The following is a 14,754-nucleotide window of genomic DNA, read 5'->3' as shown; positions in this document are numbered from 1 at the left end:
GCCGGTCGCGGTCGTCTCACTCGGAGATCATGCCGCATCCGGGCCCGATCGTGCGCGCCGACTAAACTCGAACACCATGGCAAGCACGTGGAGCATTATCGGAAAGAAGCTGGGCCGACTCGCGGTGTCTCAGGGCCCGCAGCTGTTTCGACAACTGCAGAGGTCCGGCGCGCTCGATCGCGCCGGACGGACGCTCACCGGATCCAAGTCGGACGGCCCCGCCCCCACACCAGGGCGGCCCGTCGCCGGGACCTCGGTGCCGACTGCGCACCGCGCCCGTCGAATCGAGTACACGCCCGCACTGGACGGCCAAGCCGACCCCGGCGAGATCGTGTGGACCTGGGTCGCCTACGAGGACGATCCGTCCCAGGGCAAGGACCGGCCGGTACTCGTGGTCGGCCGCGACGGCCGAACGCTCCTCGGGCTCATGCTGTCGTCTCAGTCGAAGCGGGACGGCCAGCCCGGCTGGCTCTCGATCGGCTCCGGCAGCTGGGACGCGGAAGGACGCCCCAGCTGGCTACGCCTCGACCGCGTCCTCGACGTTCCCGAGGACGGCATCAGGCGCGAAGGCGCGATCATGGAGCGACAGAAGTTCGACACCGTCGCACAGCGTCTGCGCTCGGACTTCAGTTGGTCATGACCCGCTGATCTTCTCGCAGGAAGGCAGTTGTCAGCTCGTCGCCGTATCGGCGGCGACGAGCTCGGCAATCGCCGTCATCGCAAGAGCATTGGGGTGAGCCGGTTCGGCCGGTGATTGCGGCACGATTCCCTCGAACCACCGCTCCCCTGTCGGCGCGCACGCATCGTGGCCACCGTCGACCGTCGCCTTCGCGATGTCGACGTAGTGAGCTCCGTACTTCTTTGCCGCGTCGACGTAGATCTGATTGAACCGTTCGAAGTAGTCGTGCAGCCACACGACGTCCTCGGGCGAGATCGGCATGTTGGGCCAGCAGCTTCGCAGCCCGACGGAACCGCCGTGCCCGATGATGTACACCTCTGCGTCCGGCGCCTTGTCCACGATCGCGCCGACCGTGGCGTCCACGAGCGGGCGCATCTTGTCGATGCCCTCGACGGCGAGGCGTTCGGCAACGGGATTGTTCCGACATCCCGAATCGAGCCCGGGCGCAGGAATCGCACACCGGACAGATACCGGCAGGTGATTCGATCCACCGCCGCCGATGCTCAGCGTCACCAGCTCGGTGTCGGGTGCGAGCGATTCGATCTGCGGTGGTGCGAATCTGGTACCCACGAACTGGGCCTTGTCGGTGACGTGCTCCGGTTTCGCCCCAGAACACGTCACGTCCGTGAACGTCGATGCGCCGACCATCTCCGCGAGCTGAGCGGGATAGTTCAGATCAGCCGACCGCAGGCACAGATCGCGGTGCGACGATGCGTTGACGAACGGGCCGGAGGCACGTGAGTCTCCGAGCGCGACGTAACTAGGTCCGTCGTGCGCGGCTTCGTCGGCCGAAGCGACACCCGACGACGACGCGACCGTCACTGCGATGCAGACCGCCGCGGCCGCCGCGAACATTCTTTTGCCCGTTATGTGTTCCACTGCCCCGAAGCTCCCGTTTCCCAAGTCACCGTGGCCACCACCGGCGGCCGTCGAAGCTCACATCATGCCTGCTCAGTTCTTCAACCAGTGCTTGAATATCCGAAAGAGGGCTCCGGGCAGCTTCGGTGCGATCTCGAGAAGGAGCCACCGATACTTCAGGAACTGCTGCTGACGCGGGCTACGTTCGAGGATCCCTACCAGCGCTGCTTCCAATTCGGGATCATCGACTCCGCGCGCACGCATCTCGTCCAGGTTCTCCTGGACGAAACGAAATCCACCCGGTCGCACGTGCATCTGCTTCATCCGGTCGATCGGAATTCGGCGCGGCAGCGATTCGCTCCGCTCCAGTCCGCCGACGACGTAAAGATTGACCATGGTGCGGATGCACTTCTCGCACCGACCGCAGTTGTACTCGTCGTCGGTGTTGAGGTTGCACACGCGCAGGTACCGCGCCACCAGGTCGTTGTCCTTGACCGCGTCGGCCTTCGCGACGCGGTTGGATTCGAGGCCGTCCTGGACGAGTTCGAGGTTGCCACTCGACCACAGCGGATCGAGATCCGGATGGCTGCCGTGCGGGTCTCGACGCCCCACCTCGAACGAGGACGCGATGATCACCTTGCGCAAATGCTGCGAAAGCAGCAGCCCCACATGTGCCAGCGCCGCTCCGTGCGCGGCGCTGGCCCAATTGTGCCCGTACTTGACGTGGAGAAACTGCAGGTTCGTCCGAACCTCGATCAGTTCCACCCCCAGTTCGGCCGCAACCTTCTTGGCGTTGCTCGAAATCCGGTCGTACGGCCGCTGGCGACGGGGGTCGATGTCGAAACCGTGGACGAGGATGAGGTGGGTGATCTCGTCTTGGTTCTTCAGTGCGGAATAGAACGCATCGAGCCCACCGCTGAAGAAGCATCCGACACCGCGAGTGTCGGGCAATTCGGTAGCTGCTTCCTCTGCGTGTACGTCGGCGCGTGACATCTGTGGGTACCACGAACGGAGGAGTTCGCCGGCCTTCTCGCCGCCCGACAACGCCACAGGGTCGACGGAACCGCCCAGGTCCAGCCGCTTCCCCGTTGTCCCCGCAACAACGATGCTGGGCGGCAGCCACGGTGTTCCCGAACTGTCCAATGACGTGGTGGCCGAAGTGCGCACCGTGAAATCGTTGCCGTCGACCGAGAACACGGCCTCGATCGTGTTGTCGTCGGCTGCCCGCGGAGTGACCTGGATTCCCATAACCTCAACTTCGTAGTCGGTCGAACCTGCCGAACAACGCACGATAGACGAACGCGCCCAGCACGCCTCCGATCAGCGGAAAGACGACGAAAAGCCACAGCTGTGCCAGTGCGCCATCCTGATACGGAGCGACCGCGATACTACGGGCAGGGTTCACCGAAGTGTTGTCGATCGGGATGGCAACCAGGTGAACAACGACCAACGTGAAGCCGATGGATACGCCGGCAAGTGGCAGGTCCGAGATCTGGTCGGTCGAGGCGAGAATGACGAACACCAGCAGTCCGGTGAGCAGCACTTCGATGATCATCGCCGCACCGATCCCGTACCCGTTCTCGATGATTCCCCCCAACGGCCCCTTCACGGCCGACGGACTGTGCTCGCCCCACCCGTTGGCCGCGAGGCCGTCCGAAGCACGGTTGTAGGCGGGCAGACTCTGCGCCACCGCGAACACCGTGATGCCGGCCAGCAAACCGCCGATGATCTGCATGACGATGTAGATTCCGGCCTTGGCCGCCGACAATCGACCGAGGGCGAAGTGACCGATGGTGACAGCCGGATTGACGTGACACCCGGAAATGGGCCCGATGGCGTACACCAGGAAGCACAGGGTGAGACCGAACGCCAGGGCGATACCCAGGTTGCCCACCTTCTGGCCGGCGAAGACCGCGGTACCCACCGCCGAGAGCACCAACACGAAGGTGCCGATCGCTTCGGCCATGTACTTCTTGAGATCGGAGAATTCCTCGACCTCGACGAACTCTTGCGCGGTTGGAGACATGACACCCACCTTCTGGGAAGGAAACGGCTGTATATCCTGCACTTTCGCGAACCTCGAGAAGGAACATTACGCAAGGCGCGCGAGGCCCACACCGGAATCGGGCGTCGCACCTCGAACGCCGGTTTGAGATCGACCAGCAAACACTGGTAGCCTCGTCTGTCGGTGCATATGTGCGCCCAAAGATTTCTAGACCGAAACCAGCTTAAGACGACAGGATTTTACGCGTGGCCAACATCAAGTCCCAGGTGAAGCGGATCCGTACCAACGAGGCAGCCCGACTGCGCAACCAGTCGGTGAAGTCCTCGCTGCGCACGGCGATCCGCTCGTTCCGCGAGGCTGCGGCGGCCGGTGACAAGGACAAGGCCAACGAGCTCCTCGTCGCGACCAGCCGCAAGCTCGACAAGGCAGCCAGCAAGGGCGTCATTCACGCCAACCAGGCTGCGAACAAGAAGTCGGCTCTGGCGAAGGCTGCCCAGAAGGCCTGACACCTCTTTCCACGGCAACGGCCGCTGATCCCTTCCAGGGATCGGCGGCCGTTGCCGTGGGTCGAGCGGCCGTCGTAGAACGTTCCCTAGACCCACCGGTGCAGTTTCGATAGGTCTATTTCGATAGGTCTATTTCGATAGGTCTATCGGTGCAGTAAGGAAACCTTCCGGACGGCAGATTCGACGGCATAGTCAGGATCTGCTGCTGCACCCTTCACATCGGCGTTGAGGGCCGCGACGATCCGCAACGCCTCGCCCACGGTGGTCGGTGTCCAGCCACCGACGATGGCCTGTGTCTTCTTGATCTTCCACGGCGGCATTCCGAGTTCGGACGCGATTCTGAACGGATCCGCGCGACCCACCGGAGCCACGCGGGCTATCGAGTGAACTGCGTCTGCGAGTGCGTCGGCGAGCAACACGTGCGGCACCCCGCGCAGCATCGCCCACCGAAGCGATTCGAGAGCGCCGGCACTGTCCCCCGCGACCGCCTTCTCGGCGACTTCGAATCCGGTGACCTCGGCTTTACCCGAGTAGTAGCGGCGAACCGCCGGAACATCGACGCGTCCCCCGGTGTCAGCTACCAATTGCGAACACGCTGCTGCCAGTTCGCGCAGATTCGAACCCACACTGTCGAGGACGGTCTGCACCACATCGGGTCCGACCCGAACCTTGTGCTCGCGAAACTCTGCGCGAACGAATCCGACCAGTTCGCCCTGCTTGAGCTTGATACAGGGATGCACGACGGCACCCGACTTCTCGAGTGCGCCGGCGAGCGCCTTCGCGCGACCTCCGCCGGAGTGAAGAACCACCATCACGATGCCACTCGGCGGATCGGCCGCGGCGTCCTGAACCAGCGCTACCGCGTCCTTCCCGGCCTCCCCCGCCGCCTCGAGCACGACGATGCGGTCTTCGGCGAACAACGACGGGCTCAGAAGCTCGGCAAGTTCGGTGGGTGTGGCATCCCCCGCGCGCAGGCGCGTGACCGGTACGTCTGCGCCCGCCGACACTGCGGTGGACTCACGTACGTCCGCGACGATCTTCGCGACGGCACGCTCGATCAGAAACTCTTCGTCACCGAGCACGAGGTGGAGCTGGTCGGTGTGATCGGACTGGGGCACCAGACGATCGTGCCACGTCGTCCCGACACCACCGAACCAGGGCGGGCATCAGAGTGCACCCTCCGACAACCATCGACAGCACACCGAGCGCGAGGCCCGCACCTGCGAATCCGGAGGGCACCGTAACCATCGCACCCGGCATCCGAGCAGAACGGTCCGCCACGGTCAGGAGCCACCACAGCGGCAGAGTCACCGAGCGGGCTCCCCACTCTGCCAACGGGATCGAGACCACCGAGACGAGCGCAGTCACCCCACCCACGATCGTGATCACAGCCACCACCGGGGCCACCAGAATGTTGGCGACGATGGACACCACGCTCACGGTGCCCGCCATCGCGGCGATCACCGGAGTCGTCACCACGAAGGCCGCGACCGAGACGGCCACTACCTCCGCGACCGCGCGCGGCCAACCACGGGCGCGGAGTCTTTCGGACCAGCCCGGCGCGAACACGACGAGAGCCAGGGTCGCCACGACGGACAACACGAATCCGAAGTCCACCGCCAAGCTCGGGTACAGCAACAGCAGAACGACGACCGAACCCGACAACGCCGGCAGTGCTTGTCGACCACGCCCCGTGACCATTGCCAGGATCGTGACCGATCCCATCGCGGCCGCACGCTGGACACTCGGCGACGGTCGCACGATCACCACGAACGCCACCAACGCCAGCAATGCGAGCAGCGCGGTGGTTCGAGGTCCGACACCGAGCCCGCGTGCGACCAGCAGGACTGCACCAAGGACTATCGACACATTCGCCCCCGACACCGCGGTCAGGTGGGTCAAACCCGCAGTCTTGAATGCGTCCACCACATTCTGGTCGAGCCCCGACGTGTCCCCCACGACCAATCCCGGCAACAGTCCGGCCTGATCCGGTGGCAACGACCGCTCCGCAGCAAGCGCGAACCTCTCACGCACGACCCCGGCCCAACGCTGATACCAGGACGGCGAATCGACTTGCAGAGGGGCACCTTTCGCTCTGACCGTGGCCACGGTCAGATCGTGTCGGCTCGGCACGTCGAGCTTCCCGGCGAACTCCGTCCGTTGCCCCGGGAGTAGATCGGACCAACCGCCCGCCGGTGCGAACACGGTGACGACTCCACCGACTCGAACCACCCGGTTCCCGAGACGCGCCTCTTCCAGCCGCATTCGTAGACGTACTTGTTGCCATCCGCCCGAGCCTGCCGATCGCAGTGCCACAGGATCCTCCATCGGCGCTCCGATCAAAGTCACCTGTGCGCGATCCACGGCGCCGGACGTGAGTGGATGGTTCTCCACCGCGCGTACCTGCACCCCGATTCCGACGAGGACCAGCGCACCCAATAGAAGAGTGACCGCGGCGGCGCATCCGAACCTCACGCGCCGTCGAATGCACATCACCACCATCGACGACGCCGACATCACCACTGCAGCGAGCAGCGCAGCCCGTGAGCCCCCGACCATGCCGACAAGCGTTGCACCCCAGCACGTGCAGGCGTAGGGAACCAGGCGCGCGTCCAGGCCGGACGTCACACCGCGACCAGATCTCGGAGCTTCTCCAGCCGAACGGGTCCTATCCCGTCGACTTCCCCCAACTGATCGATCGAAGTGAACTTTCCATTCGCGTTCCTCCACTCCAGGATGGCTGTCGCGGTGACCGGCCCCACCCCGGGTAGCGAATCCAACTCCGACTGGTCGGCAGTATTGAGATCGACGACCGAAGCCGAGCCGACCCCGGCCCCAGCTCCTGCTCCCGCGCCTCCGGCGCTCGTCGGGCCGGCAGTCGTGGGTTGATCGCCGCCATCGACGCCGACCACCACCTGATCACCGTCGGCCAGTCGTTGAGCCAGGTTGAGCGCCAACGTGTTCCCGCCGGTGCGGACACCTCCCGCAGCGGCAAGAGCATCGGCGATACGCGAACCGTCCGGCAGATGCACGAGACCCGGCATGTGAACGAGGCCGACCACACTGACCACCAACTCGGTTCGAGGTGCATCGGTATCGGCCGTAGGCGATGCGCCTGCCGACGCCGTAGCCGTCACCGGCGTGGACTTCTCCACGGCAGGCAACGGCGGCACCGCCTGCGCAACCGGTCGGTCCTGCCAGACGAACAGGAACACGACCACGAGTGCGATGGCACCTACTGCCACCAGCACGCTCGCACCGTGAACTCCCGGATCGAGCCGAGTCGTGCGCCACCGCTGCGGAATCCAGGGCGCTCGTCCGTCGGCATTTCCGTCCAGACGTGGCCAATCCGCTGTGTCGAACACTTCGACAGAATCTGCAGCGCCGGACTCGTGCGCCTCGAGACGGAGAGAGTGCCGATCTGTTTCGCTGTCCCCCATGCCGGCGACGTTACGAGATCACGGTCTCTGTCCCACGGCGAAAAGCAGCCGTCGCACCGCCCTGTGGATTGTCAGGGACCTGTGGACGAATCCGACGATCGAGCCGATTCTCCGGGGTGCGAAACGAGCGCCACACCGACGGCGCCCGGACCCACGTGCGCACCCAGGACGGCACTGAAGTCGGTCACGAAGATCTCATCGATCGTCGGGATCCGGTCTGTCAGGCGACGAACGAGGTCGTCCGCGCGGTCCCGCGCATACAGATGATGCACCGCGACGGACACCCGAGCCTGCCCCACCTGTGACACCGCGATTTCCGTGAGTCGCCCCAACGCCTTCGTCGACGTTCGAGTCTTCTCCTTCAGCGTCAACTTTCCATCGTGAACGTGCAGAACGGGTTTCATGGCCAGTGCAGTTCCGAGCAGGGCTGCGGCAGCGCCGATTCGGCCACCTCGGCGGAGATGATCCAAGCGGTCGACGACGAAGAAGCCACTCGTGTGCGCGGCCGCTTCCACTGCATGCCGGTATGCCGAGCCGAGACTTGCTCCGCCGTCCGCAGCTCGGGCCGCCGCGAGGACCGGGAATCCGACACCCATACCCGCGGACTGCGAATCGACGATCCGAACCGACCCGTCGAAGTCTTCGACGGCAGTTCTGGCCGCATTCCAGGTACCGGAGAGTTGCCGCGAGATATGTACCGCGAGCACACCGTCCCCGCCGCTGCGCGCCAAGGCCGCGCTGTACGCCTCCCGTAATGCTTCGGGAGACGCGCCCGACGTCGTGATCGGACCCGCGTCCAGGTCGATGTCGTCGACACCGTCGCGGTAGTCGTGATCACCGACGAGAACGTGGAGCGGCACGACCTCGATCCCGTACTGCTCGACCAGGTCGAGGGGTAGGCAGGCCGAAGAATCGGTGACGACGACGACCGGCACGACTATCGCCCCCCGCTCATGGCAACGGCATCGTCGTCCGGGTCCGACTCCGCTTCCTGAAGCTGTCGGAGGGTCCTGGTCATCGCCTCGGCCACCTCCACGTGCGCGTCCCAACCCCAATGAATCCCGTCGGGGTTCGCGTCGTCCGACTCGATGTTCGCTCGCACCGCCCGAGCCAGATCCACCAATGGAACTCCGGTCTTCGCGGCCCAGGCCGTGATCGCAGTCTCCGCGGCAGGGCGACCGGCATGAACACCGCCGTACGCTTCGCTTCGGTGCACCGACGGAAGCGTCCCGACGACAGGCAGTTCCGGGCGCATGTACGCCAACGCCGCCCTGGCACTTTCGAGGTATTCGACACTCAGTCGCGGCGGGAGCGCCACCGGCCACCCGAGCGGCGCGAGTCGCGGCTGCAACCACTGGTAGGCCGCTCGCACGACCCGCCGCGCGGCGGGTGGACGGATGTATCGCAACTGCTCACGCAGTGCTGTGGGCAGTGGTGACGGCAGTGAATCCATGCCTCCGACCGCGAACACGACGGCGCCCGCTCTCGGTACCGACGACCACACTCGGGGATCCTGGGTCAGCGCCCACCACGCGTCACGACTCGTCCAGCCGATCCTCGCCACCAGTTCCACGTCCCAGCCCAGCCGTTCGGCGACGATATTCGGCCAGATGCGTGGATGATCGGACGGCAGACCACCTTCGGGCCCGTAGTAGGCCAGTGAGTCGCCGAGCACGAGAAGAACGGGCTTGGCCGTCTTGTCGTTCGTGTTCAGGTCAGAGGATGTCATCGGCCACACTCGCTGAGGCGTTCCACACGTCGAGTCGCCATTCCGGCCGGTCTGCACCGTGGGCGCTGAGCTGCACCCAGCTCGTGTTGCCGAGGCCACCGAGAACCGGCCACTTCTCGGTGGGTAGGTCCAGGAGTGTTGCCGTCAATGCGGCCACGAGACCACCGTGTGCGACGAGGACAACCGGCTCGATGCCCCAATCCTGGTGCTTCTCGAGAAGTTCCTCCACGACGGGCCTGCTTCGCCGCGCCACGTCGATGCGGCTCTCACCGCCCGGTGGCGCCCACGTCGCGTCGCCTCGCCACCTAGCCCGAGCACCCGGGGACTCGGCATCGACCTGGAGGTGAGTCTTTCCCTGCCACTCACCGAGGCACGTCTCGCGTAGACGTTCGTCGATCTGCACGGACACTCCGGCGCGCTCGCCGACCTCGGTTGCAGTGTCGAATGCACGCCGAAGATCCGAAGAGACGATGGCGATCGGAGACAGCGCGCCGATCACGCCGCCTGCAGTTCGCGCCTGGGCCCTGCCCACGTCCGACAGTTCGGTGTCGAGCTGGCCCTGCATCCTGTTGTCGGCGTTGTATTCGGTCTGGCCGTGTCGCAACAGGACCAGTCGGCGTACGCCGGCCCCGATCACTGCCCGGAGTCGTCTTCGTCCGCGGACTGTGCGGGCCGGTTGTCGCCGATACCTTCCACCTCGACCTGCGGGCAGTCCTTCCAGAGGCGCTCGAGCGCATAGAAGTTGCGCTCGTCGTCGTGCTGCACGTGAATGACCACGTCCACGAAATCCAGAAGTGCCCAACGTCCTTCGCGGGTTCCCTCTCTACGCACGGGCTTGTGTCCCGCTTCGCGCAAGCGGTCCTCGATGTTCTCGAGCACGGCGTTCACCTGCCGCTCGTTGGGCGCGGATGCGATGACGAAGCAGTCGGTGATCACCAACTGTTCGGACACATCCAACACCACGATGTCGGACGCCAGCTTCTCGTCGGCCGCGACGGCGGCGATGCGTGCCACCTCGATGGCTTCGGTGGATGCGCTCACTCGAATTTCTCCAGTTCTGCCGAGATACGACTCAGGGTTGGTGCGGGGTGCCATGTGGCGTGGCGGTGGCGGTGGACGGGTCGGTCGCAGGTTCCGACATGGTTACGGCCCCGTCCATTCGTTGCGAGTTCTGTGGGCGATACAGATCTCGCTTCGAGATGTACTGCACGACGCCGTCCGGGACGAGGTACCAGACCGGCCGATCCTGCGACGCCCGGCGACGACATTCCGTCGAGGAGATCGACAACGCAGGAACTTCGATCAACGTGACCGCGTCCTTCGGATGGTCGTCCAGATGACCCGAAAGATGTTCGGTGTGCAGGTCGAAGCCGGGGCGTGAGACACCGACGAACTTGGCGAGAGAGAACAGTTCTTCCCAGTCCTGCCAGGACAGGATGCTGGCGAGTGCGTCTGCGCCGGTGATGAAGTACAGCTCGGCGTCGGGATGCTTGGCTCGCAGGTCGCGCAAGGTGTCCACCGTGTAGGTCACCTTCTCGCGATCGACGTCCACCCTGCTCACGGAGAACCGCGGGTTGGATGCTGTCGCGATCACTGTCATGAGGTACCGGTCCTCGGCCGGACTGACCTCTTTGTCTTCCTTCTGCCAAGGCCTGCCGGTGGGTACGAACACGACCTCGTCGAGGCCGAAACGGTCGGCCACTTCGCTGGCCGCCACCAAGTGGCCGTGGTGTATCGGATCGAACGTGCCGCCCATGACGCCGAGTCGGCGCAGGCGAGTGACGTTCGTTCCTTGTTCCACGAGTGTCGAGCTTACGTGTTCACACCGGAAGCAACCCGGCGACCACCGCCGCCAACTGCTGGGCGGACCTACATTCGTGCATGCTGACGATCTCGCGATAGGACTCGATGGCGGAGTCGCCCGTCCCCCACTGACCCGCCGGCTCGGGATTGAGCCAGTGCGTGTGCCTTGCAACGGACGCGAGCTGAGCGAGCGCAGCCGTGTTGGGATCGCGGTAGTTGTTCCTGCCGTCACCGAGGATCAGCAGCGAACTACGGCTGGTGACGCTGTGCGCGAATCGCTCGGCGAAGACTCCGAACGCGTTGCCGTAATCGGAGTGTCCGTCGTAGCTCACCAGATCGGCCTCGCGGATCATTCGCGACATTGCGACGCCCAGGTCTGCACCCGCGTCGAAGAACCGCGTCACCTCGTCGGTGGTATCGATGAAGGCGAACACCCGCACACGTGCGAACTGTTCCCGCAGGGCATGCACCAGCAACAGCGTGAAGTGGCTGAAGCCGGCCACCGACCCGGACACGTCACAGAGGACGACCAGTTCGGGTCGTGCGGTCTTCGGCTTGCGGTGCACCAGATCGATCGGAACGCCGCCCGTGGACATCGACTTTCGCAAGGTACGCCGCAGGTCGATCACTCCCGCGCGACTACGACTTCGACGAACGGCGAGGCGACTGGCCAGCAGCCTCGCCAGCGGGGTGACGTTTCGACGGAGCGCGGTGAGTTCGGAGTCCGAGGCACGAAGGAAGTCGACCTCTTCGGCCAATCGGGGGACGCCGTGAATGGCGACACGCTCTTTACCCAGATGTTCCGCCGAACGCCTTCTGGTCTCGGATTCGATCATCTTCCGGAAGTCGGCGATCCTCGAGGCCGCGGTGCGTCGCGCAATCTCGGAACGATGCTCGTCCACGTGCGGCGGCTCGTCCCCGTCCTGCGTCGCGCCCAGCAGGCCGTCGAGAATCTTCTTCAACAGCGTGTCGGGCGACACGTCCTTCAACGCCTGGTAGGCGGAGAACGACGGCCCGTTGGTCGACTGGTACCTGCCCAGTTCCTCGACCATCTGAGTGGTGAGCAGTTCGGTCAGTTCGACGGCTTCGGGGGAACCGTCGACCAGCAGTTCGACAATCAGTTCGCGGAGCGCCTGGATGTCGATTTCCCCGTCGTCGGTCCGCGGCAACGACGTGTCGATCTTTCCGCTCGACCGTAGTCCGACGGCCCGCGGGTACCAGAGGTCGAACAGGGCATCGAAGGTCGAGCGGTGCGTCGGCCGCCTCAGGACGGCGCACGCCAGACCCTCACGTAGCGCCTCACGATCGAGCAGGTCGAGGACGGCCATCACCTTGCCCGCATCCACCGTCTCCGACGGGCCGACGCCGATCCCGCGCGCCCTCAGCGCCTCGATGAACCCGACCAGATGACCGGTCAGGCCGTTGGGGGCGGCCGGTCCGTGTGCCCGGAAACGAGCAGATCTTCCAGTAACTCCCATGTGCGCGACCCTCAGTTCAGTCGAAGCTCGGCGGCGGCGCGCTGTTGGTCGGATCGATGCTTCAAGATGACGCCGAGGGTGTCGCGGACCGTATCGCTGTCCAGCGTGTCGTCGGTCAAGGTGTCCAGACCGAGAGCCAACAGCGTGCGCCCCCAATCGATGGTCTCCGCAACGGACGGGGTCTTCTTCAGCTGCATCCCCCGCAACACCCTGATGGTGCGAACCAGTTGCTCGGCGATTCGTTCGGGCAGTTCGGGCACGCGGCTGGCCAGGATTCTCAGCTCGAGGTCCGCGTCGGGAAAGTCCAGGTGCAGGAACAGGCAGCGTCTCTTGAGCGCTTCCGACAGCTCACGGGTGGCGTTGGACGTCAGCACGACGAACGGCTTCCGCTGGGCACTGATCGTGCCCAGTTCGGGGATCGTGACAGCGAAGTCGCTGAGCACCTCCAACAAGAGACCCTCGATCTCCACGTCGGCCTTGTCGGTCTCGTCGATGAGCAACACCGTCGGCCCGTCCCTGCGAATCGCGGTGAGCAACGGACGCGACAGGAGGAACTCCTCCGAGAACACATCGAGCTTGGCGTCGTCCCACGCGACGCCGTCGCTTCCGCCCGCCTGGATACGCAGAATCTGTTTGGCGTGGTTCCACTCGTACAGGGCCCGCGCCTCGTCCACTCCCTCGTAGCACTGCAGGCGGACGAGTTCGGCATTGGCAGTCTGTGCAACTGCCCGAGCCAGTTCGGTCTTGCCGACACCGGCGGGACCTTCCACCAAGAGCGGCTTCCCCAGCCGGTCTGCGAGAAAGACTGCGGTGGCCGTCGCCTTGTCTGCGATGTATCCGGTCTTCGCCAGCCTCGCCACGACGTCGTCGACGTTCGCGAACAGGGGCCGTGTCGTCGGTAGTGCTCGATCCACGGTTGCTCCTCGAAATTTGATGCGCGACCTTCTGTTACGAAGGTCTGATGTGGCCGTCTCCCCACACGATCCACTTGGTGGAGGTGAGCTCGGTCAACCCCATCGGTCCGCGCGCATGCAGCTTCTGTGTCGAGATCCCGATCTCTGCACCGAACCCGAACTGCTCGCCGTCCGTGAAAGCGGTCGACGCATTCACCATCACTGCAGCTGCATCGACTCGCGTGGTGAATTCACGTGCCGCGGCCAGGTCGGTGGTGACGATGGCCTCGGTGTGGCCCGTCCCGTACCGATCGATGTGTTCGACCGCCGCGTTCAGATCGTCCACGACTCGCAACGCGATGTCGAGAGTGAGGTACTCCTGCGACCAGTCCGAGTCGGTCGCGGGCACCGTGCCTGGCAGGTCGCCGTGCACGGTCACACTGTGCGATTGCAACGCTTGCAGCAGCTTCGGAACCACGGCGTCGGCAATCGCAGCGTCGACCAGCACCGTCTCGGCCGTATTGCACACGCTCGGTCGTCGAGTCTTGGCATTGATCACGATCCGCTCCGCGACGTCGATGTCGGCGTCGGAGTGGATGTAGACGTGACAGTTGCCGACACCGGTCTCGATCGTCGGAACCTTCGCATCCCGGACGACGGCGTCGATCAGACCGGCGCCCCCACGCGGAATGACCACGTCCACGAGGCCGCGAGCCTGAATCAGGTGTGTGACGCTCGAACGATCGTTGCTCGGCAGTAGTTGGACCGCATCCTCGGATACGCCCTGGGCCGCCAGCGCGCCCCGCAACGCCTCGACCAGTGCGGCATTCGACACGGCAGCGGACGACGAACCGCGCAGCAACGCCGCATTGCCGGATTTCAGAGCCAGGCCGAACGCATCGACCGTCACGTTGGGGCGAGCCTCGTAGACCATCCCGACGACACCGAGCGGAACCCGCTGCTGCCGCAGCTCCAGCCCGTTGGGCAGGGTCGACCCACGCAGCACCTCGCCGACCGGGTCCGGCAATTTCGCCACCTGCCGTAGTCCCGATGCGATTCCCGCGACGCGCTCGGGCGTCAATCGCAGCCGGTCCAGCAGGGACTCCTCGGTTCCCGCAGCACGGGCCGCGTCGATGTCCGCAGCGTTCGCTTCGAGAATCTCCTTCTCGGCAGCCGACACGGCGTCCGCGGCAGCGCCCAACACTGCGTTCTTCTCGGCCGTGGTGAGCAGGGCGAGAGACCGGGCAGCGACCCGCGCCCGTCGCGCGGCGGCGTGTACCGCCTCCCGCGTGTCGTCGCCCGAGGCTACAGCGGATGCGTTGGTGGGTGCGGACACTGAAGTCATGGTCACAGCCTATCCACG

At 65.1% G+C, this 14,754-nt stretch carries 16 protein-coding genes; 2 read left to right on the top strand and 14 right to left on the bottom strand.

The genetic code is table 11. The features are described 5' to 3' along the window. The first annotated feature begins 76 nt into the window (after positions 1–76). Entirely contained in the window at positions 77–640 is a 564-nt protein-coding gene (locus ACZI8R_RS00765; protein WP_463377656.1) for a type II toxin-antitoxin system PemK/MazF family toxin, read from the top strand. Positions 641–670: 30 nt separating this feature from the next. Here ACZI8R_RS00765 and ACZI8R_RS00760 read toward each other — a convergent pair whose 3' ends face one another. From ACZI8R_RS00760 to ACZI8R_RS00750, 3 genes are all read right to left on the bottom strand, one after another. After that, on the bottom strand, positions 671–1,558 hold the full coding sequence (locus ACZI8R_RS00760) for an SGNH/GDSL hydrolase family protein (RefSeq protein WP_463377655.1): 888 nt from the start codon (positions 1,556–1,558) through the stop codon (positions 671–673). A 72-nt stretch (positions 1,559–1,630) separates the two neighbouring features. Next, positions 1,631–2,785, bottom strand: a complete 1,155-nt coding sequence (locus ACZI8R_RS00755) for an adenine nucleotide alpha hydrolase family protein (protein ID WP_463377654.1) — start codon at positions 2,783–2,785, stop codon at positions 1,631–1,633. Between the two features lie 4 nt (positions 2,786–2,789). Next, entirely contained in the window at positions 2,790–3,563 is a 774-nt protein-coding gene (locus ACZI8R_RS00750) for an aquaporin (protein WP_463377653.1), read from the bottom strand. Between the two features lie 224 nt (positions 3,564–3,787). On the opposite strand from ACZI8R_RS00750, the gene rpsT reads away from it, so the two are divergent. Further along, positions 3,788–4,048, top strand: a complete 261-nt coding sequence (gene rpsT, locus ACZI8R_RS00745; protein WP_463377652.1) for a 30S ribosomal protein S20 — start codon at positions 3,788–3,790, stop codon at positions 4,046–4,048. A gap of 143 nt (positions 4,049–4,191) precedes the next feature. Here the strand turns inward: rpsT and holA are convergent, their stop codons facing one another. From holA to ACZI8R_RS00690, 11 genes are all read right to left on the bottom strand, one after another. Then, on the bottom strand, positions 4,192–5,166 hold the full coding sequence (holA, locus tag ACZI8R_RS00740) for a DNA polymerase III subunit delta (RefSeq protein ID WP_463377651.1): 975 nt from the start codon (positions 5,164–5,166) through the stop codon (positions 4,192–4,194). Next, the gene (locus ACZI8R_RS00735; RefSeq protein ID WP_463377650.1) at positions 5,120–6,676 is read right to left on the bottom strand and encodes a ComEC/Rec2 family competence protein; all 1,557 of its coding nucleotides are present in this window, start codon (positions 6,674–6,676) and stop codon (positions 5,120–5,122) included. The genes holA and ACZI8R_RS00735 overlap by 47 nt, the downstream gene beginning before the upstream one ends. Continuing rightward, on the bottom strand, positions 6,673–7,488 hold the full coding sequence (locus ACZI8R_RS00730) for a ComEA family DNA-binding protein (RefSeq protein ID WP_463377649.1): 816 nt from the start codon (positions 7,486–7,488) through the stop codon (positions 6,673–6,675). Before ACZI8R_RS00730 ends, ACZI8R_RS00735 begins: the two co-directional genes overlap by 4 nt. A gap of 71 nt (positions 7,489–7,559) precedes the next feature. Next, complete coding sequence (locus ACZI8R_RS00725; protein WP_463377648.1) at positions 7,560–8,423, bottom strand: DegV family protein; 864 nt, start codon at positions 8,421–8,423, stop codon at positions 7,560–7,562. Between the two features lie 2 nt (positions 8,424–8,425). Next, positions 8,426–9,217 carry a diglucosylglycerate octanoyltransferase gene (gene octT, locus ACZI8R_RS00720; protein WP_463377647.1) on the bottom strand — a complete coding sequence of 264 codons (792 nt, stop codon included), beginning with the start codon at positions 9,215–9,217 and terminating at the stop codon, positions 8,426–8,428. After that, on the bottom strand, positions 9,204–9,782 hold the full coding sequence (locus ACZI8R_RS00715) for a histidine phosphatase family protein (RefSeq protein WP_463378177.1): 579 nt from the start codon (positions 9,780–9,782) through the stop codon (positions 9,204–9,206). The genes octT and ACZI8R_RS00715 overlap by 14 nt, the downstream gene beginning before the upstream one ends. A 68-nt stretch (positions 9,783–9,850) precedes the next feature. After that, positions 9,851–10,258 carry a ribosome silencing factor gene (gene rsfS, locus ACZI8R_RS00710; RefSeq protein ID WP_463377646.1) on the bottom strand — a complete coding sequence of 136 codons (408 nt, stop codon included), beginning with the start codon at positions 10,256–10,258 and terminating at the stop codon, positions 9,851–9,853. Positions 10,259–10,289: 31 nt separating this feature from the next. Next, positions 10,290–10,973, bottom strand: a complete 684-nt coding sequence (nadD, locus tag ACZI8R_RS00705; protein ID WP_463378176.1) for a nicotinate-nucleotide adenylyltransferase — start codon at positions 10,971–10,973, stop codon at positions 10,290–10,292. Between the two features lie 64 nt (positions 10,974–11,037). After that, a complete protein-coding gene (locus tag ACZI8R_RS00700) occupies positions 11,038–12,498 on the bottom strand; it encodes a vWA domain-containing protein (protein ID WP_463377645.1) in 1,461 nt (486 codons plus the stop codon). A gap of 11 nt (positions 12,499–12,509) precedes the next feature. Continuing rightward, complete coding sequence (locus ACZI8R_RS00695; RefSeq protein ID WP_463377644.1) at positions 12,510–13,412, bottom strand: AAA family ATPase; 903 nt, start codon at positions 13,410–13,412, stop codon at positions 12,510–12,512. Positions 13,413–13,446: 34 nt separating this feature from the next. After that, positions 13,447–14,736 carry a glutamate-5-semialdehyde dehydrogenase gene (locus ACZI8R_RS00690; protein ID WP_463377643.1) on the bottom strand — a complete coding sequence of 430 codons (1,290 nt, stop codon included), beginning with the start codon at positions 14,734–14,736 and terminating at the stop codon, positions 13,447–13,449. Between the last annotated feature and the right edge of the window lie 18 nt (positions 14,737–14,754).

Source organism: Rhodococcus huquni, from assembly GCF_055231055.1.
Note: the sequence above shows the minus strand (reverse complement) of the source record. Positions and strands in the feature narration are given on the sequence as shown.

Excerpts from the sequence above, each read along its gene's own strand:
- ACZI8R_RS00765 (WP_463377656.1), top strand. The coding sequence starts at position 77 with ATGGCAAGCACGTGGAGCATTATCGGAAAGAAGCTGGGCCGACTCGCG.
- ACZI8R_RS00715 (WP_463378177.1), bottom strand. The coding sequence starts at position 9,782 with ATGCAGGGCCAGCTCGACACCGAACTGTCGGACGTGGGCAGGGCCCAG.
- ACZI8R_RS00690 (WP_463377643.1), bottom strand. The coding sequence starts at position 14,736 with ATGACTTCAGTGTCCGCACCCACCAACGCATCCGCTGTAGCCTCGGGC.
- ACZI8R_RS00730 (WP_463377649.1), bottom strand. The coding sequence starts at position 7,488 with ATGGGGGACAGCGAAACAGATCGGCACTCTCTCCGTCTCGAGGCGCAC.
- octT (WP_463377647.1), bottom strand. The coding sequence starts at position 9,217 with ATGACATCCTCTGACCTGAACACGAACGACAAGACGGCCAAGCCCGTT.
- ACZI8R_RS00700 (WP_463377645.1), bottom strand. The coding sequence starts at position 12,498 with ATGGGAGTTACTGGAAGATCTGCTCGTTTCCGGGCACACGGACCGGCC.
- nadD (WP_463378176.1), bottom strand. The coding sequence starts at position 10,973 with ATGGGCGGCACGTTCGATCCGATACACCACGGCCACTTGGTGGCGGCC.
- ACZI8R_RS00755 (WP_463377654.1), bottom strand. The coding sequence starts at position 2,785 with ATGGGAATCCAGGTCACTCCGCGGGCAGCCGACGACAACACGATCGAG.
- ACZI8R_RS00750 (WP_463377653.1), bottom strand. The coding sequence starts at position 3,563 with ATGTCTCCAACCGCGCAAGAGTTCGTCGAGGTCGAGGAATTCTCCGAT.